This is a genomic window from Streptomyces blastmyceticus, from assembly GCF_039521185.1.
GTDB classification, from domain to species: domain Bacteria; phylum Actinomycetota; class Actinomycetes; order Streptomycetales; family Streptomycetaceae; genus Streptomyces; species Streptomyces blastmyceticus.
In genome coordinates this window covers 234,892-254,274 of sequence record NZ_BAAABW010000015.1, presented here as the reverse complement: position 1 = coordinate 254,274, position 19,383 = coordinate 234,892, and the positions used below count along the sequence as shown (strand labels likewise).

Genomic DNA, 19,383 nt, shown 5'->3' with positions numbered 1-19,383 from the left:
GCCATATCGGAGATTTGGCTTCACATTCGGCGGCTGGGGCTTCTTCTTCGGCATTTCGAACCTTCCCGCGATGGTCAATGACGCGGGCGAAAATAGCACGGCGCCCCAGCGCCCCCCACCTGCACCGCAAGCGTGAGAGATCGTTTTTGGACGTCGTCCGGTGACGTTCCGTCGCGGCCGGGTCACCCTGTGAAGGTCATCTTTCGGCCTGCTCCGGCCCGGTCCTGCCGCAGGTCATGGCCGGTTTTCGGGGAGCGAAACCGGCGCACCGCCGTACGTGCCGACAAAACGGCCGACAGCGGGACTTCGTGAGGGAAACCGGCGAATGCCCCCGGGGTGCCCGCCCTGCGCATGGCTTGATCATCTCCGGCGCCGTTTCCGGCGCTGATAGCGTTCGCCCGAATTTCGAACTCCATTACTTACGGCGGCCTGTGCCCAGCGCGGCCAAATCGGTCGGGAGGGAATGCGTTGTGGTAATGACCGTCGGCAAGCTCAAGGAATGGCTCAAAGGCCTGAGCGACGAAAAGGAGTTGCCGCTCCCCGGTGGGCTTCCGGATGAGCTGGGAGACCTCAAGAACGCGGTGAACGTCGACGCGCTCGCGGACTGGTTCACCGTGGGGGCCGGTCTCACCATGCCGTACCCGGACGCGGGAAATCTGTGTGTCACCGGAATCATCGCCACGGAAACGCCGAACGTCTCCCTGTGGTTCTTCACGGACGACGAGTCCGACCCCGCGCCCGACGGTGCCGAAATCACCGGCGTCCAGATCGCGTTGTCGCTGAAGAACCACCCCGTGCTGTCGGTCCTCGGCGGCATCGGACTCCAGGATCTCCAGCTGGTCTACGAGATCCGCATGCTGGACGGCGCTGCCGTCCGGAAGCTCTCCGCCCAGGCGGAAGTCCCCGTCCAGGACGGGGAGTCGATCGTCATCGCCTGCGCGCTCGACTTCGAAGCGGGGCAGAAGAGTTTCGAGTTCACCGTGGAGCCGGAGTCCGGGAAGGAGTGGCACGTCGCCGAGGCGTTCTTCGGGCTGTTCGGCGCCGCCCCGCCGCCCGTCCTGAAGGGCATCACCCTGCAGCGCCTCATGCTGGCGTACGACCAGGGCGGCACATTCCAGGTTGAGGTCGACGCCGGCTTCCCGCTGGGCGACATCACCGCCGACCTCGACGTCAATGTGACGCTGACCAAGCGGTCCGACGGCCAGGGGTACGACGGGGACTACGCGGGCCGTCTGCTCCTGGACGTTCCTGAACAGGGCGGCGACGTCCGCACGTTGACCTTCGCCGTCCACGACGCCCAGCACGCCGAGTTCTCGGCGAGCTGCGAGGACTCCAAGGGCGTGACCCTCGCGGACCTCGCCGGGCTGCTGGGGGTGACGGACGCCTCCGCCGCCGAGGTGCTGGCCAAGCTGGGGACGGTCACCGGCCTCACGGTCGGGTACTCCGCCGCCCGCAGATCCGTCGTGTTCGCCGCGAAGGATAAGAGCGGCGGCTCGCTGGTCGTCGTGTCGGACGAGCCGCGCGAGGGGACCCGTGCGTGGGCCGTACGGGTCGGCGTGGGTCTGGACGCCAGGCTGTCGCAAGTGCCGCTGCTGCAAGGGCAGATACCTGAGGACCAAGATGTCGGCGTGCGCGGGCTGGGTGTGCTGATCGCCTCCCAGGACCTGCCCGCCGACCGCGTCACCGAGCTCAACAACGCGCTGGCCGCGAGCGACGGGACGTTGCCCCTGCTGCCCGCCGACGGCTTGGGCAAGGGCATGGCCTTCACGGTCGACGTCACCCTGCCGGGCCGGTCCGGGACGACCCCGCTCGTCGTCCGGGGCGGCGGTCGGAGCGAGAAGACCCCGGCACCCGCGCGGCCGCGGGCCATCACCCAGGACGGCGATCCTGTCGGCGAAGTGAGCACCGGGCTCCCCCTGGTCGCCTGGGTCAGTGTGCAGCGCTCGGTCGGCCCGCTGAGCCTGCGCCGCGTCGGCGCGGGCTTCGCCGACGGCACCGTGTGGGTGCTGTTCGACGCCTCCCTGGGCATGGCCGGACTCACCGTCGGCGTCGACGGGCTGGGGCTGGGCATCCAGCTGTCCGACCCGGTGCCCCCACAGTTCCGGCTGGACGGGCTGAGCGTCGGCTACTCCCGGCCACCGCTGACGATCAAGGGCGCGCTGGTGAACCGGCCCGCCGACGACACGTACAAGACGCTGATCGAGGGCGTACTGGCCGTCACGGCCGAGGAGTTCGGGCTGACGGCCCTCGGCGCCTACGCGCAGACCAGGGCGAACCCCGACCAGCCGTCGCTGTTCCTGTTCGGCAGGGCGAGCGGCAAGTTCGGCGGGCCGCCGCCCGTCGAGATCACCGGCATCATGGCCGGATTCGGGCTGAACACCGACCTGCGGCTGCCCGAGGGCGACCAGGTGCTGGAGTTCCCCTTCCTCAAGGACATGACCTCCACCGGTCCGGACGCCGACCCGCTGGAGGTCCTGAACGGGCTGATGGGCGGCGAGGACGCCTGGGTGCGGCCGAGAGCCGGGCAGTTGTGGTTCGCGGCGGGGCTGGCCTTCAACATCTTCGAGTTCCTCGACGGCCAGGCACTGCTGGTGCTCGAGGTCGGCGACGACTTCGCCGTCGCGGTGCTGGGCACGGCGGAGGCGAGGTTCCCCAAGGAGGGGCCGACGCAGTACGCGCGGGTGCGGCTGGGGCTGTCCGCGAAGTACCGCGCCAGCGAACAGATCCTCAAGCTGACCGCGCAGCTCGCGCCGGGCTCGTTCCTCATCGACGAGGCGTGCGTGCTGACCGGCGGGTTCGCGCTGTACACCTGGTTCGACGACGCGCACGCCGGTGACTTCGTGCTGACGCTGGGCGGCTACTATCCCGGTTACCCGGTGCCCACGCGCTATCCGCAGGTGCCGAGGCTGGGCTTCAACTGGCCGGTCACCTCGGAGCTGACCATCAGCGGTGGCTCGTACTTCGCCCTCACCCCCGGCGCGATCATGGCCGGTGGCGCGCTGGACGTGAACTTCCGCTCCGGCGACCTGCACGCCTGGCTGACCGCGCACGCCAACATGCTGATCGAGTGGGCGCCCTTCCACTTCGAGGCCGAGGTGGACATCAGCATCGGGGTGAGCTTCGTGCTCGACCTGTGGCTGGTCCGCGAGACGATCCGGGTCGAGGTCGGCGCGTCGCTGCGGCTGTGGGGACCGCCGACGGCCGGTGAGGTCACCGTCCACCTGTGGTTCATCTCGTTCACCATCGGCTTCGGGGACCGCAGTGCCCGCGACGTACCGGCGGCCACATGGGCGGACGTGGTCAAGCAGCTGCCCGCGAAGGAGAACGCCGTCCGGCTCGTTCCCATGGACGGGCTGACGCCCGTACGGGCCAAGGACGAGCAGGGGAACGAGCTGTGGGTCGTCGGCCCCGGCGCCTTCTCCTTCGCCGTCCGCACCGCCGTGCCGGTCACCACGCTGTTCTTCGGCGACGACAAGAGCCACAAGGTCGACGGCCAGAAGGTCGACATCCGTCCCCTCCAGGGCGACGGCAAGGACCTGGACTCGACTCTCACGGTCACGCTCGCCAAGAAGGGCGAGAAGGAGCAAGACCTGAGTGCCTGGTACGCGGGCGGCTCGGCGCGGAACCTGGCTCGCCTGCCCGCCGCGCTGTGGAGCGAGTACGACGGCAAGTTGAAGCCCGACAGCGCACAGCGGGTGGACAACCAGCTCATGGGCGTCGATCTGCGGCTGCCGCCGCCCACGCAAGGCGGCACGCCCGGTCCGGTCAAGGCGGGTTCGATCGCGCACGACGACCGCAAGCCGGACGGGGCGCTGCCGCTGAAGAAGCCGACCGCCGTCGCGCAGGCCGAGATCGCAGGACCCGTCACCTTGGAGCTGGCAGCCGAGGCCGGACCGCTGCGGGAGAGCCGCGCGAACGTCGCCGGCATCACGGGCGGCATGACCGGCACCCTGGTCGACCAGTCCCGTGACCGGCTCTTCGCCGCGATGGAATACCTTGGCGTCAGCCCCGTCACCAACGAACGCCTGACGGCCGACGACGCGCTCGTGGCGGGTGACATCACCGCGCAGCCCGCGGACACGGTCCCGGGCACGCCGACGGCCAGCGAGCGGCTGTACGTGCTGGGCGCGGGGAAGACCGTGACACCGGTCGACGCGCAGAGCCTGACCGCGTACGAGCCCTTCACGCTGCGCTACCAGGATCCGTCCCACTTCGCCGTCAGCCCGGACGGCACCCGGCTGTGCGCGGCCAACCCCGACACCCAGCACGTCGATTCCTTCGACATATCCGCCAACCCGCCAGGGGCTGCAACCGACCTGACCGCGGACCCGCCGGTCTGGCTGGCGAAGAACGCGCGGGGAGTCGCCTTCTCGCCGGACAGCAAGCAGGCGTACGCCACCTTCGCGCAGCCGGACCAGCTGGCCGTCCTCGACCTCTGGGACGGTCCGCCGAAGCGTCTCCAGGAATTCGGCGTACAGACGGCGAGCGGCACGGAGTCGGCGCCCGGCCAGGTGGTCCCCGCCGCTCCGTGGGACGCGGGTCACCAGACGCTGTACATCGCGCTGCCCGACGACGGCACCGTCCTCAAGCTGGACCTCCTCAGGATCAACGACCCCACGGCGCGGATCTACCTCCCCGCCGGGCCCGCTCCCAACCGCCTGGCCGTGGACCCCAGGGGCCGCTGGCTGTACGTCCTCAACGCGGGGAGGTCCACGGTGACCGTCGTCGACGTCTCCGCCGGGACGGTGGCCACCACCCTGCGCACCGGCACCGGCCCGAGCGCCCTGGCCGCCTCCGCCGACGGCAACCGCCTGTACGTGGCGAACGCGACGACCGGCACGGTGTCGGTGTTCGACACGTCCGGCGCGATGCCGCAAGAGGCGGACGAACCGGTGTGGGTCGGCCCGCAGCCGATCGCGCTCGCGGTCTCGTCCACCGGCGACCGCCTCTACGTCGTCCGGTCGAAGACCCGGGAGGTCCAGGTCGTGGACGTCGCGTCCACGCCGCCCGCCCTGCTGCCCGGCACCGTTCTCCTGACCGATGACCCGGTGGCGCTCGCCGTCACCGTGCCGCCGCCGGCCACGGCAGCCCCGGCAGCTCCCCGCGACACACGAATCACCGAAGGCGGTGCGGCATGAGCCACCCCGAATACGCCCCGGACCCGGACCCGTCGCTGAACGTGCAGTTCGTCGACTCACTGGTGCCGCAGATCACCGCGGGGCGGTACACGCTCACGGCGCAGCAGTCCCTCACCCGGGGCAAGGACCGGGTCGACGAGGACGGTTACCTGGACACCCCGGTCACCCAGCAGGTGGAGGTCCGCGCGCCGCGCTTCACCGTGGAGCCGGAGTGGATCCACGGCGCGTACCCGACGCCGGGCGCCACCGGCCTCTACGACGACGTGCTGCCGCACCTCACGCTCAACCGGCCCACGCTCCCGTGGGAGCGGGAGGAGGCGAAGGACGGGAACGGTACGCGGCTGCCGTGGCTGGCCGTACTCGTCTTCGGCGAGGGCGAGTTGCCCGGAGACCCGCACTGCCTCGGGCAGACCGACGCGACGACAGTGGGCGACCTCTGCGGCACGGAGAAGGGCGTCGTCCTGCCCGCCTTCGACCAGACCGAGGATCCGATCACCGACGAGGACAAGAAGCAGGTCTGCCGCACCGTCCTCGTGCCCGGGGCCGTCTTCCACTCCGTCGCCCCCACCGAGGGCGAACTGCCCCTGCTGACCCACGTCCGCCGGGTCAACGAGCAGCACCAGGGCCTGACCCTGACCGACGACCTGATCCAGGTCGGCGACTACGCGGTCGTCGTCGGCAACCGGCTGCCCCGCGCGACCGGCGGCCGCTACGTCGCACACCTCGTCTCCCTGGAGGGCTGGCAGTCGCATCTGCCCGACGGGAAGAAGGAGACGTACGAAGGCCCCGACGAGAAGCTGCGGCTGATATCGCTGTGGTCGTGGTCGTTCGAGACGATCCCCGACCACGCGCCCGGATTCGCCGCCCTCACCGAGCACTTCGTCGAGACGGAGGGCGACAAGGGGGCCGCGCTGCTGCTGCGTGTGCCGCCGGCCGACCGTCCGCTGTCCGCGCCCGATCAGCGGGAGGTCGCGAACCGGCTCCACGCCGGATACCTGCCGATCTCGTGCCGCACCGAGTCCGGGCGCGCCACCTACGGCTGGTACCGGGGCCCGCTCATCCCCGAACCGGCCGCACCGCTGACCCCGCGCGAACGCCGCCGCTGCGCCGCCGAGGCGCTGATCCACCTGGAGCAGTACGGCGTCTTCGACGTCAGCCTCGCGACCGCCTTCACCGCGGGCCGGGGCGTGGCCCTCGCCGACCGCCAGTTCTGCGCGGCGCTGCTCCGGCTGCGCGGCAAGGTGCAGCAGGCGGCACAGAAGAAGGCCCGGCCGGGGCCGGTATCGGCCGCCACGCGGATCGAGCACCTCGTGACGAACGGGCTCGCCGACCACCTCGGCGAGCTCCTGACCGCACCGGCCCACGGCGAGTCGGCCGCCGCCGTGGCCGTACGGCCGCCCGGCGTCACACCGGCACCGGCCGCGACCGAACTGCCGCCCACCGCCGGTCTCACCGTCCGGCAACTGCGCGCGGACACGGAGCTGCACGCCCGGCTGGTCGCGGACGGCGAGCCGCTCATCCCCTCGAAGGACGAGGATCTCGCCCTCGTCCGGGACCGGCTGATCGGGCTGCGGAACCTCACGGGGGTGCCGTTCGCGCACCTCGTCCCCGACACCCGGATGCTGCCCGCGGAGAGCGTGCGCTTCTTCCACGTGGACTCCGACTGGACCACCACCCTGCTCGAAGGCGCACTCAGCGTCGGACTCGCCCACACCTTCGACCTCACCTCCGACGAGTTGATGTTCGGCCCCGACGGCCAGGCCCCGCTGCCCGCGCCCGCCGCACCGGTCACCGGTCTGCTGCTGCGCTCCCAACTGGTCACCGGCTGGCCCGCGCTGGAGATCCGCCCGTACGCGGACGCCAAGGCCACCGACGGTGAGCAGGCACTGCGGGTCATGCGTCGCGAGGCGCTCGCCGAAGACGTCCTGCTCGTCCTCGTCGAGGGCGTGCCGGGCCGGGTCGAGATCGCCGAGCCACAGCAGGGCGTCCACTTCGGCATCGACGAGCCGGACGACGGCCGCAGCACGGACCCGCTGGACGACGGCATCATCCGGCTGCGGGCACTCACGGGCGAGGACATCGGCAAGGAGATTCCCGGCAAGGCGTTCCCGGCCACTCCCGGCCTCCGCTCCTGCCTGCGCGCCCCGGGAACGGGCAACCCCGACACCGTACTGAGCGTCACACGCCTCGCCGACGGGCTGAAGGGCGCGCTGGGCCTGGACCGGCCGCTGACCCCGAGCGAGTTCGCCATCCAGATGATCAACGCCGCGCAGCGCCGCACCTTCACCACCGAACCCGCACAGCACACCCTCATCACGACAGGAGACCACCCCAATGGCTGACCGCGACGACACGCTCATCGTCCCGGTGACCGTGGACGCCCTGGTGGTCAACCGGAGCGTGCGCCAGGACATCGACGGAGGCTTCCGGCGCTGGCAGCCCAACTTCAACCTGCTGCGCCACAACCGCACCCCCGAGCCGGACCCCTTCACCAACGAGGAGAAGTGGCGGGCCACCGAGAAGGGCGAGAGCGACGACGCGTACAAGCAGCACGACGGCGTGTACGTGCGCTGGGAGCTGCCCGACGCGCTGCGGCAGGGCGGTGCCCGCGAAGTCGGCGGGCGTACGGAATTCCCGCTCGTACCCAACCGCTGGCTCGTCGTCCGGCATGTGCAGGGCGATGCGAAACTGACCACCGGCTGGGTGGTGGAGAGCGACTTCCTGGACGCCGACAAGGGAACGTCGCGCTTCATGCACCCCGTCAAGCCGGGCGTCCAGGATCCGACGGTGACCCCGTACCGCTCGACGATCGTGACGACGAAGATCGGCAGGAAGCTGGGCATCGGCGGCGACGGAGCCGCGTGGAGCGAGCCGGCCGACGAGTCCCGCAGGGAGCTGTTCCTCACGGCCATCGGTCCCGGTCTTATGACCTTCCACGTCTACCAGCCGTACCACGAGGACGTCTTCTCGCTGCACGACCCGCTGACCGACATCCCCGATGGCACATCCCTCAACTATCAGGTCGTGGGCTGGTATTCGGACCCGGGGCAGGAGGAGCTGCGCCGCAGGCTGGATGTGCCGGGCGCGGCGGTGGACTCCGTGCTGGCCGGGCTCGGGTGGACGGTCGCCGATGCGAAGCAGGGATGGCGCCCGGACAGTACGACCTACTGCGGCCGCGCCGTCGGCGTCCAGTGGAACCCCGATGCCGTCCCCGACTCGGACCGTCCGGGGAAGGAGCAGGTCAAGGACAAGATCGCGGTCGGCAGCAGCGCGGACGAGGCCCACGCCGCGCTGATCGCCAAGGCCCGCGCCGCCCTCCCCGCCGGCTCCGGCAACATCATCGGCGATGCCGACCCCGCTCACCTGCACCTGCTCGCGAGCGGCTTGCAGCACACCTACGACGGACCCGACGGCGCCGTCGCCGCCGCCCAGGCCCTGCACACGGGCTGGTTCCAGCAGCTCCCCGGCGGCTATGTGTGGCGACTCGCCGACACCTCCGACCAGGGCAACGCCTCGGGCGACCCGAAGTCGGTCACCTGGTCGGGCACGGCCCCCGAGCACGAGGAGTGGCTGGCGCGCCTCAACCGCGACCAGGACGCGTACGACAGGGCGGCACGTGAACTCGCCGCACTCCAGAAGCGGTTGTACGCGCTGTGGTGGATGCACGGCCTGCCCCTCATTCCTCCGCAGTACACCCGCGAGCGGCTCCGCGCCGAGATCGACCCGTCGAACCCGGCCGGTCTCGCCGCCGAGGTCACCAAGCGGCTGGGCGACCTCCGGGACCTTCGGGCGAAGATCCCGCACGGCGCGGACGGGCCCGAGCTGAAGCTGTCGATCGCCGCGTACCGGAAGGCGCACCCGCTGCCCGGCACCTACGAGGTCCGCCGGGAAACACTGCCGCCCTTCTACGAGGTGACCGATCCGACGGTGGTGCTCGCCGGGGCGAAGAGCCACACGGCGCACACCGCGCTGAAGGGCGGCGAGGCGCTCGTCTGCCGACTGCCTTCGCAGATCCAGGGCAAGGTCGCCCCGGGCAGCGCGTTCCCGGACGCCTTCGCCTCCTTGAAGGCGGGCGGGCTGCCGCCGATCGTGTCGGCGCTGCTGGGCGAGCTCATCTACGTCCTCGACCCGGACAACAAGGCCGCCCCGGAGCCGTGGCGGCAGCCCTGGAAGCCGCTGCTGTTCCAGTGGCGGGTCAAGCACTGGCAGGTTCCCTACGGCGATCCGGCCGCGCCGAACTGGACGTTCGACGGCAGCCGCTACGAGTGGCGGAACGGCTCCGCCACCTCCCCGGTCGAGGTGACCGGGCGCCGGTTCCTCGTACCGCTGCCGCAGCACACCCTGAGCGGCGGGCTCGAACGGCACGCCGCCGACCACCCCACGGCCTCCGAGGCGCTCACCGCGGCCGCGGACCAGATCAAGGACCTGGACCTGCTGTCCCAGAGCCTGGACGGGCTCACCGACGCGTTCGCCCTCCGGGACCCCGCGCCGAACCTCCGCCCGCCGGGCGCGGTCGGCGACCTCGTCGGCGACGCCTTCAGCCACCTGCCCGACGCGGGCCCGCTGCCCGAGCCGTTCAAGGGCTGGCAGGACTCCGGATTCACCCAGATCAGGGCCGGACAGTTCGCCCTGAGCACCCTGAGCATCGTCGACGAGTTCGGCCGGACCCTGGACGTCCTGCTCCCCGGCGACGCGGACTATCTGATCCCCAAGGTCGCGGACAGCCTCCACACCAACGGCAAGTACGCCGAGGACGACCTGAGTGACCGCTTCGTCCAACTGCCGCCGCGGCTGCTCCAGCCCGCCCGGCTGCGGTTCGACTTCGTCGACGAACGCGACGACAGCCACCTCGTCGAGCTCACCGCGAAGACCACACCGGTGTGCGCGTGGGTCATCCCCAACTACGTCGACCGCTCCCTGCTCTGCTACGCCCCGACCGGAGCGCCGCTGGGCGAGTTGCGCCTCGAACTCCGGGCCGGGGAGGGGGACGCCGTGACGACCGTGGTCGGCTGGGGCCCCCTCCCCGACTCGCAGGTCCGCACGATCGACGACCTCCGCGACGCACGGCCGCAGCTGTACGCGTTCGCGCGGGAACTGGCCGCCAAGGGCCCGGACGCCTTCGCGGACCTGCTGTCCACCGTCGATCTCGCCCTCGCGGGCATCGACCCGGGCAACCCGTACGGCGACGAGGTGCTCGGCGCACTCCTCGGGCGCCCCCTCGCCCTGGTCCGCGCCCGGCTCGGCTTCGAACTCGACGGCCCGCCGGTCACCGACCCGGGATGGCAGTACGCGCTGGACTGGCAGGCCCTGACCGACTGGAAGAAGAGGACGGCCGTGCGCCCCGCGCCCCCGGAGATGGCCCACCTGGACTACCGGTGGCCGGTCAGGCTCGGCAACGCCGGACAGCGGGGCGACGGGCTGATCGGCTACTTCTCCGAGGCCGACTACACGAAGTTCTACGCGGTTACCGCACCGGACGCATCCGACTACGTGGCGAAGATCGACGAGGCCAACTGGCCCACGCTGGCCGCGGATTCCACCCAGCAGACACACATCACGCTGCTGCTCGACCCCCAGGCAGCCGTCCACGCGACCACGGACGTGCTCCCGGTCACGGATCTTCAGCTGCCGTCCCGCTTCACGCGGACGGCGATGGCGGCGATGCGGGTGGCGCTGCGGCTCAGCCCCGTGCTGACCACGACGCGCAAGGTCCCCGCCAAGGACGTGGGCGACGGACCGGGGGACGGGCCGACGGGCTTCGTCAACGCCCTCGCCCTGCCGCACCCCACCTCACCGCAGGGCACATGGGACTGGGCCGAACTGGTCGTCCCGGACGCGCCCGCCGGTACCGACCCCTCACCCCAGTGGGTCCATGAGCCGATCGTGCAGATCGACCAGAACGCCCGGCTGGACGAGGACGGCCCGGTCGTACGCACCGGCTTCCTGCGCCTGTCCGGCGGATTCAGCGACAAGTGACCCAGACCCCGAAAGGATTGCCTTCCGTGAACGAGCCGGCCATCGGCCAATGCCTGCTGGACTACGCCATCATCAGCGAGCCGTTCCCGCTGTACGCGGCGACCGATGACGACACCCCCACCACCCTCCACATCGTGGTCTCCAACGGGCGCGGGGACACCGTCCATTGCAGGGAGATCGTGTTCTCCCTGCCGGAAGGCGACCTCGCCCAGAGCCTGGTCGACACGGGCGACGGTGACGGGAGCGCCCCGGGGTGGACCGTGGCGCAGATCCAGAAGGGCGCCGACATCGCCCTGCCGGAGGGCGACTACGCCAACTTCGTCGCCAAGCCGACCCAGGGCGACGCGCCCGTGGACGTCTCCGGCATCACCATCACGCTGACGAACCTGCACATCGGCAAGAACCCCGGAACCGCCCGGGTGGAGATCCGCGAGACCGCCACCACGGACCCGGGCAACTGGCCGACGAGCCCGGGATTCACCACCCTCCCGGTCACGAAGTTCCCGGCCCCGCGGATTCCGGTCCAGGCGGTCACCGACTTCCATGCCGAGCCGTTCGACGTGGAATCCGGCGACGCCGTACGGCTCACCTGGAGGGGCCCGAAGTCCCTCGCGTACAGCGTCGTGCACGGCTCCGGCGCCACGCCGGGCAGCGGGCAGGGGGAGAAGGACATCACCGATTTCCAGTGGAACGGGAAGGTGGTCCGGGACACGACGTTCCACCTGTCGTACACGACCCCCGACGAGGCCACCCATGTCCTGACGACGACGGTCACGGTCAAGAACCCGCGGCTCACGGGGCTGGACGTAGAAGGTGACGCCAACGTCACCGGGGCTCTGGAGGCCACCGACGACATCACGACGTCCGCGCAGTTCCTCGATCCCAAGGGCACGCCTCTGCGGGGGAAGCGGCAGTGAACTCCCGGGTCACGATAGGCGGCCGCCTCACGGTCACGGGCAACATCACCGCTGGCAGCAATCTCATCATCCGCAACCCGCAGGGCAATCGGTCCTTCGCACACACCGAAGGCGACGAGGACCAGCACTTCGACGTCCCGGACAAGGTCACGATCCTCGACCTCCACCTGCAGGGTGCGGCGGGCGCCGGTTCGAACGGCGGCAAGGGCGCCGACATCCAAGCGCTCTTGTATGTGCAGCCTGGCGACCGGCTCACCGTTCGGATCGCGCGCCAGGGCGCTTCGGGGGCGTCGGCGAAGGTGCTGCAGAACGGTGATCTTGTCGCGGGCGCGGGCAGTGGAGGGGATGCGGGTGGAGGCGGCAGCCGCGGTGGTGACGGGGGTTCCGGAGGCGACGGCGGGGCCGGGTGGTCGTCGGGCGTGGGCCATGGAGGGTCAGGCGGCACTGGAGGCAGCGGAGGTAGCGGTGGTGCCGGTGGCGACGCCGGACTGGTAGCACCCTCCGGCGGGAAGGCCGTCGGCTCCATGGGACAGAACGGCTCCGAAGGCACCGCCGGGAGTGGCGGCAGTCAGGGAGGAGGAGGCTGGGGCTACGCTGCCGAGGTCGGGGGTACCGGAGGCGATGGCGGTGGAAGAGGGACTCTTTCCGGTGCCGGCTCCGGGGGCAGTGCTCATGGCGACGGAACCCACCCCGGCGGGAACGGCGCCAGGCCGCAGGGTGGTTCGGGCGGGTCACCCAAGACCTCGGACGACAGCAACCGTGGCGGTTGGGGCGGCTCGGGCGGTGACGGAGGTGCCGGCGGCTCGGGTGGTCCGGGCGGTGCGAACGGCAGTGACGGAGCTCGAGGAGACACCGGCAGCGCTGGCTCGGCCAGTTACGGCGCCGGAGGCGGTGGTGGAGGCGGCTCGGGCACGGGCACCAGCGTCTTCGGCTACGCCGGAGGCGGCGGAGGCGGTGGTGGAGGCGGCGGCGCCGGTGGGCAGGGTGGGCAGGGCGGTCGAGGTGGCGACAGCTACTTCGACGCCGCCAAGGCCACACTGATGTCCGCCAGTGCCGACCACACCGGCTCCGCGCAGGTCACTGTCTCCTGGGGGAACCACACCTTCCCCGCGTGAGCCGAAGAAGCGGGCGGCCCCTGTCGTGCGCACACGACAGGGGCCGCCCTTGTGCTCCGGGGTTCTCGTCGGTCAGGACCCGTTCGCGCCGTTGAACGGAGGCTTCATGCCGTCGAGCCCGGCGCGGATCTGCTGGGAGAGCACACCGGTCGACGGGTCGTCACCGTCGAGGGAGTAGGCCATGACCCCGCCCAGCTTGATCTTCTTCGCGTAGGCGGCCTTGTGGTAGGCGAGAGTCGGGTCGTCGTAGGTCCAGAAGACGCGGTCCGTCTTGCTGTACCGCCAGGCGGAGCTCTCCTCGCCCGTGCTGCTCTTCTCGCGGAACACGGGGTAGCTCGTGGTGTCGAGCTTGGCGATCTCGCGGTAGTCGTTCACCCCGGGTTCGTACTTGCCGTCCGCCGGACCGCTCGCGGAGTTGTGCAGACCGTTGTCGTGTTCCGTTCCCACTCCCTTCCAGCCTCGGCTGTAGTACGGGATGCCGAAGGTCAGCTTCGACCGGACGCCCTCTCCCGCCGCCTTGATCCAGGCGTTGACCGCGCTCTCCACGGAGAGCCCCTGCGCCGGTGGGTGCAGCGCGGACTGCTGGTCGGTGGTCTTGTCCCACGACCCGTGGAAGTCGTACCCCTGGATGTTGCCGAAGTCGAGGCACTTCATCACTTCCGGCGCGTCCCAGCCGGCCTTCATGATCTCCGGATCGGCGGGGAGGAAGGCGGTCAGCAGATACTTCCCGCCTCGCGGCGGGTAGTTCTTGACCAGCTCCGGATCGTCCAGCTGCTTGCGGAACTCCTTCAGGAGCTCCACGAAGTTCGCCTTGTCGTGCTGCGGGTCGTACTTGTTCCCGGGAAGCCCCTTGTCGCATCCGGGCCATTCCCAGTCGATGTCGACCCCGTCGAAGATCCCGGCCGCCGCCTTGGCGCCGCCGAACACGTCCTGCTCGGCGAGCTTGTGCGTCTGCCAGTTGCGCACCCAGATCCTCTTGGGCAGATTCCCCTTGATGAAGAGGTCGATGCACGAGGAGACCAGCTCCTCCCGCCCCTTCTGGGTCGCCACGGCGAGCGACCAGTTGCGGCTGTAGGTCCAACCGCCCAGCGAGACCAGGACCTTGAGCTTCTTGTGCTTCTCCCTGAGCTGCCTGAGCTGGTTGAAGTTCCCCATGAGGGCCTGCGCGCTCCAGCCCGGGTCGTTCGCGCCGATGGGTTCCTTGCCCGACCCCTTGACGAACGGGGTGAGGTAGTCCGCTCCGGCGTCCCCGGAGTTGATGCCCGCGTCGGCACCCGGCTTCGTGTTGTCGAGGGGCCTGACCTCCTCGAAACAGCGATATCCGGTGTATCCCTCGGGATACGCCTCGGATTTCTTCACGTCGCCCGATGTGAGGTTCTCGAACGCGTAGTTGAGGATCGTCAGCCGCTCCGCCGTGCCGTTGTCGTGGAGGGTCTTGAGGAACTGCTTCCGGTCGTAGATCGCCCACTGCGGGAAATAGCCGATGAACTCCATGCGGACCTCCTTGAGGGCTCTCCTGATGGTGGGTGTGCCGACCGAGCCTGCGGGGAATTCCGTCCCGGACCCGGGTACGGCCATTTCCCACGCCTTTGCCGGAATGGCCGTACGCCGTGCGATTTCGGCGGCCACCAGCATCCTGCGCGGCATCGTTTCTCCAGAAGGACGGCCCTGTGTCCGAGACGAGGGAAGGGCTGTTCTCCGCCGCCTGTTCAGCTGTCGACCCCGGACCCGGTCACCGCATTCGCCCCACGGATACCAGGTCGTCCGGCACTCCCTCTTCTCGCGCCCGGCCGTTCACATCAGGCTCTTCCGCCAGGGAGTTCCGCTCGTCATGGGGGGCTCACATTGGCCGAGCCCGGGGTCACCCACTCGATTACCGGCGTACGCCCGGGGCGACCGCTCACTCACACGCGCGCCGGCCCCCGACGCAGGTAGACCCACCCCACGGTGAGCGCGCACACCCCGTAGAAGCACAGGAAGGCGATGTACGCGCCGTCCCCTCGACCCGTCGCCAGGAACGACTGGCGGAAGGCGACGTTGACCAGGACCCCGCCGAGGGCGCCGATCGCGCCCGCGAGCCCGATCAGGGCCGTGGCGCGGCGGTGCGCGGTGGCCCGCGTGGCCGGTGCGTCCGCCCCGCCTGCGATCGCGGCCCGTGCCCGCGCGTCGTGGACGGCCGGGATCATGCGGTACGTGGAGCCGTTGCCGACGCCGCTGAGGACGAACAGCGCGACGAAACCGGCGAAGAACCCGGCGAGCCAGTGGTGTTGCGATGCCACCAGGATGAGCGCGGCGCACCCGCCCATGGCCACGAACGTCACCAGTGTGACCCGCGCACCGCCGAAGCGGTCCGCCCAGGCCCCGCCCAGCGGGCGCGACAGCGACCCGAGCAGCGGCCCGATGAACGTCAGGTACGCGACCTTCACCGGGGTGTCGAACTGGGCGTGGAACTGCACCTGCAGGACCTGCCCGAAGGCGAAGCCGAAGCCGATGAACGACCCGAACGTCCCGATGTAGAGCAACGACAGCGCCCACGTGTGGCCGTCGCGCGCGATCTCCCGGAGGACGGGCCGGTCGTCGCGTCCGGCCGGGAGGTTGTCCATGCGCAGCGCCGCGAGGAGGGCGGTGCCGAGAATCAGCGGCAGATAGATCAATGGCAGCAGCCGGGGGTGGCCCGCGCCCGCCGTGGCCAGCACGAGCAGCCCGACCAACTGCACTGCGGGCACGCCGAGGTTGCCGCCTCCCGCGTTGATGCCCAGCACCCGCCCCTTGAGCCGCTGCGGGTAGAAGGCGTTGATGTTGGCCATCGACGAGGCGAAGTTGCCGCCGCCGACCCCGGCCACACAGGCGGTGAGCAGCAGCGTGGTGTAGGAGACGCCCGGTTCGAGGACGAAGAGGATCAGCAGGGTCGGGACCAGCAGGAGCAGGGCGCTCGCAAGCGTCCAGTTCCGGCCGCCGAAGCGGGTGACGGCCCAGGCGTACGGCAGGCGCAGCAGCGCCCCGAGGGCCGTGGGGAGGGCGGTGAGCGTGAACTTGCCGGCCGGGTCGATGCCGTACCCCGGGCCGAGGAAGAGCACGAGCACCGACCACATGCTCCACACCGAGAACCCGATGTGTTCCGTGACGACGGACAGCACCAGGTTCCGCCGCGCGACACGGGCGCCGGTGCGCTCCCAGAAGCCGGGGTCCTCCGGGCGCCACTCGGCCAGGGTGCGGGCGCGCGGCCGCGTACCGGCGGGGCGGTCCTCGACCGTACGGACCTGCCAGGTGCGCAGCACGGCCGGTGCCCCGTCGACGGTGTCCCCCTCGTCGAGGCAGGCGCCGGTGCGCAGGTCGAAGGTCTGCTTGTACATCGGCGAGGTCACCACGGGCACCCCGTCCCGGCTTCCGGTGATGCCGCGCGAGATGACGTACGCGCCGCTGAACGGGTCGTGGTTGGCGAGGGCGAACAGGGCGCCGGATTCGTCGCGGAAGAGTGCCACCTGCTCGTCGCCTACCAGGGCGGTGCGCCCCCGGCCGGGGGTGAGCTCGTCGTAGCGGCACACGGGCGTCCAGGTGGTGCCGTCGCCGATCTCCACGATCGGCGGGGGAGCGGTGACGGGCGGCTGTGGTGTGCGGGGGAGCGCGGCGTCGTTCATGGTGCGGATGCCTTCCCTGCGAGTGCGGTGTCGATGAGGGAGGGGAGGACGTGGCCGTCCTCGTCCGGGCGTGCGGGGCGGATCTGGGCGCGTTCGGGCACGAAGCGCACGGTGGGGTCGGGGGTGCCGGGGGCGTTGACGAAGGAGGAGAAGCGGCGCAGGCGTTCGGGGTCGGCGAGGGTCGCGGCCCACTCGTCCTCGTAGCACTGGATGTGATGGGACATCAGGGAGTCGAGTTCGGCGCAGATGCCCAGGGTGTCGTCGACGATCACGGCGCGCAGGTGGTCGAGCCCTCCCTCCAGCCGCTCGATCCAGGGGGCGGTGCGTTCGAGGCGGTCGGCGGTGCGGATGTAGAACATCAGGAAGCGGTCGATCGTCCGGACGAGGGTTGCGCGGTCGACGTCCTCGAGCAGCAGGTCGGCATGGCGGGGCGAGGTGCCGCCGTTGCCTCCCACATAGAGGTTCCAGCCCGCGGCGGTGGCGATCACCCCGAAGTCCTTGCCGCGGGCCTCGGCGCACTCGCGGGCGCACCCGGACACGGCCGACTTGAGCTTGTGCGGCGCGCGCAGTCCGCGGTAGCGCAGCTCCAGCTCGATGGCGAGCGCGACGGAGTCCTGCACGCCGTACCGGCACCAGGTCTGCCCCACGCAGGACTTCACGGTGCGCAGGGCCTTGCCGTAGGCGTGCCCGGACTCGAACCCGGCGTCGACCAGGCGGCGCCAGATGGCGGGCAGCTGGTCGACGGTGGCGCCGAGCATGTCGATCCGCTGCCCTCCGGTGATCTTCGTGTAGAGGCCGAAGTCGCGGGCGATGGCGCCGATGGTGATCAGGCCGTCGGGGGTGATCTCCCCGCCGGGGATGCGCGGCACCACGGAGTAGGAGCCGTTGCGCTGGATGTTGGCGAGGAAGTGGTCGTTGGTGTCCTGGAGTGCGGCCTGTTCGCCGTCCAGGATGTACGGCGTGTCGCCCAGCCCCGCCAGGACGGAGGCCACGACCGGCTTGCAGACCGCGCACCCCCGCCCGCTGCCGTGCTCGGCGACGAGCCGGGCGAAGGTGGTGATGCCCTTGACGCGGACGATCTCGTACAGCTCGGCGCGCGTGTGGGTGAAGTGCTCGCACAGGCCGCGCGCGGGAGCGCCGTCCGCCGTGCCGAGCTCCTCGGTGACGATCTCGCCGAGGAGCTTCTCGCAACTGCCGCAGCCCGTACCGGCCTTGGTGCACTTCTTGACCGCGGCCACGGAGCCGCAGCCCTGCTCCCCGACGGCCGACCTGATCGCGGCCTTGCTGACGTGGTGGCAGGAGCAGACGACGGCCTCGTCGGGCAGTGCCGCCGCACCGGCCGCCTGCCGGCCGGGCGCGGCGGGCAGCACCAGCTGCTCGGGTGGCACGGGCAGCGGCTCGCCGGTCCCGGCGAGCGGGCGCAGCGAGGCGTAGGAGTCGGTGTCGCCGATGAGGATGCCGCCGAGCAGGGCGCCGTCCGCGTCGACGACGAGTTTTTTGTAGACCCCGGCCCGGCTGTTGGCGTACAGCACCTCCAGGGCGCCGTCGGTGCGGCCGTGCGCGTCCCCGAAGCTCGCCACGTCCACCCCGAGCAGCTTGAGCTTCGTCGAGGTGTCGCCGCCGGCGAAGCGGGCGTCCTGGCCGTCGAGTTCGCGGGCCGCGGTCTCGGCCATGGCGTAGCCGGGGGCCACCAGGCCGTAGACGTGGCCGTCGGCGGCCAGCGCGCACTCGCCGATCGCCCGGATGCGCGGGTCGGCCGTCCGGCAGCGGGCGTCGACGACGATGCCCCCGCGCTCGCCGACGGGCAGGCCGCACTCCCTGGCCAGCCGGTCCCGGGGCCGGACCCCCGCGGCGAAGACGACGAGGTCCACCGCCAGCCGGGTGCCGTCCGAGAGCGTCATCGCGCGGACCCGCCCGTCCGGGCCGGTCTCGATGCCCTGCGCGCCGACACCGGTGTGCACGGACACCCCCAGCGCCTCGACCTTGCGCCGCAGCAACGCGCCCCCGCCCGCGTCGATCTGCACGGCCATCAGGCGGGGCGCGAACTCCACCACGTGCGTGACAAGACCCAGGTCCCGCAGCGCCCCCGCGGCCTCCAGCCCCAGCAGCCCGCCCCCGACGACGGCGCCCGTCCGGGCCCCCGCCGCGCGGTCGCGGATGGCGGCCACGTCCTCCAGCGTGCGGTAGACGTGGCAGCCCTCGGCGTCGCGTCCGGGCACGGGTGGCACGAAGGGGTACGAGCCGGTGGCCAGCACCAGTTCGTCGTAGCCCACCCGGTGGCCGGACGCGGTGTGCACGATCCGCTCCCGCCGGTCCACCCCGGTGACGGCGTCCCCCAGGCGCAGCTCGATGCCGTGTTCTGCGAGGAAGCCGGGCGGGCACAGCGAAAGCTCCTCCGCGGTGGTTCCGGAGAACGCCGAGGTGAGCCGCACCCGGTCGTACGCGGGGCGGGGCTCCTCCGCGAGCACGGTCACCTGCCGGCGCGTCTGTGCCCCTTCCTGCTCGAAGAGGGCTTCCAGGAACCGCTGGCCGACCATGCCGTGGCCCACGAGGACCAGACGGCGGCGGCCGGCGGCGGGGAGCGGGGACGTCACGGGTG

The 19,383-nt window shown here is 71.0% G+C and carries 8 protein-coding genes; 5 read left to right on the top strand and 3 right to left on the bottom strand.

Annotation, left to right across the window (positions count from 1 at the left end):
• Positions 1 to 476: 476 nt before the first annotated feature.
• The 5 genes from ABD269_RS13760 to ABD269_RS13740 are packed head-to-tail and all read left to right on the top strand — an operon-like array spanning position 477 to position 13,146.
• A complete protein-coding gene (locus ABD269_RS13760) occupies positions 477 to 5,138 on the top strand; it encodes a DUF6603 domain-containing protein (RefSeq protein WP_344118132.1) in 4,662 nt (1,553 codons plus the stop codon).
• Positions 5,135 to 7,480 carry a hypothetical protein gene (locus ABD269_RS13755; protein ID WP_344118131.1) on the top strand — a complete coding sequence of 782 codons (2,346 nt, stop codon included), beginning with the start codon at positions 5,135 to 5,137 and terminating at the stop codon, positions 7,478 to 7,480. Before ABD269_RS13760 ends, ABD269_RS13755 begins: the two co-directional genes overlap by 4 nt.
• Positions 7,473 to 11,114 carry a hypothetical protein gene (locus ABD269_RS13750; protein ID WP_344118130.1) on the top strand — a complete coding sequence of 1,214 codons (3,642 nt, stop codon included), beginning with the start codon at positions 7,473 to 7,475 and terminating at the stop codon, positions 11,112 to 11,114. Before ABD269_RS13755 ends, ABD269_RS13750 begins: the two co-directional genes overlap by 8 nt.
• Positions 11,115 to 11,140: 26 nt before the next feature.
• Complete coding sequence (locus ABD269_RS13745; RefSeq protein WP_344118129.1) at positions 11,141 to 12,031, top strand: hypothetical protein; 891 nt, start codon at positions 11,141 to 11,143, stop codon at positions 12,029 to 12,031.
• Positions 12,028 to 13,146, top strand: a complete 1,119-nt coding sequence (locus tag ABD269_RS13740; RefSeq protein ID WP_344118128.1) for a hypothetical protein — start codon at positions 12,028 to 12,030, stop codon at positions 13,144 to 13,146. The genes ABD269_RS13745 and ABD269_RS13740 overlap by 4 nt, the downstream gene beginning before the upstream one ends.
• Before the next feature lie 72 nt (positions 13,147 to 13,218).
• Here ABD269_RS13740 and ABD269_RS13735 read toward each other — a convergent pair whose 3' ends face one another.
• The 3 genes from ABD269_RS13735 to nirB form a co-directional block, all read right to left on the bottom strand.
• Complete coding sequence (locus ABD269_RS13735; RefSeq protein ID WP_344118127.1) at positions 13,219 to 14,724, bottom strand: glycoside hydrolase family 18 protein; 1,506 nt, start codon at positions 14,722 to 14,724, stop codon at positions 13,219 to 13,221.
• Between the two features lie 326 nt (positions 14,725 to 15,050).
• Positions 15,051 to 16,784, bottom strand: coding sequence for a nitrite reductase small subunit NirD (gene nirD / locus ABD269_RS13730; RefSeq protein WP_344118126.1), 1,734 nt, complete (start codon positions 16,782 to 16,784; stop codon positions 15,051 to 15,053).
• Positions 16,781 to 19,378 carry a nitrite reductase large subunit NirB gene (gene nirB / locus ABD269_RS13725; protein ID WP_344118124.1) on the bottom strand — a complete coding sequence of 866 codons (2,598 nt, stop codon included), beginning with the start codon at positions 19,376 to 19,378 and terminating at the stop codon, positions 16,781 to 16,783. Before nirB ends, nirD begins: the two co-directional genes overlap by 4 nt.
• Positions 19,379 to 19,383 lie beyond the last annotated feature (5 nt).